Genomic DNA, 214 nt, shown 5'->3' on the forward strand with positions numbered 1-214 from the left:
CCGGTAGTCGGCACCATTCTTTTGCCTCGATAGCTCAGTCGGTAGAGCAGCGGATTGAAAATCCGCGTGTCGGTGGTTCGATTCCGCCTCGAGGCACCATTATTTGGTGTTTAACTTAAATAAGTTAACGCAAGTAATTCCCCCTTAGTTCAGTTGGTAGAACGGCGGACTGTTAATCCGTATGTCGCAGGTTCGAGTCCCGCAGGGGGAGCCA

General features: G+C 51.4%; 2 tRNA genes. Both read left to right on the forward strand.

What is annotated here, in order from left to right:
• The first annotated feature begins 23 nt into the window (after positions 1–23).
• Positions 24–99: transfer RNA gene (locus BCT81_RS28745), tRNA-Phe, on the forward strand.
• 39 nt (positions 100–138) lie between these two features.
• A tRNA-Asn gene (locus BCT81_RS28750) sits at positions 139–214 on the forward strand.

This window comes from Vibrio sp. 10N.261.52.A1, from assembly GCF_002876325.1.
In the GTDB taxonomy this organism is placed as follows: domain Bacteria; phylum Pseudomonadota; class Gammaproteobacteria; order Enterobacterales; family Vibrionaceae; genus Vibrio; species Vibrio chagasii.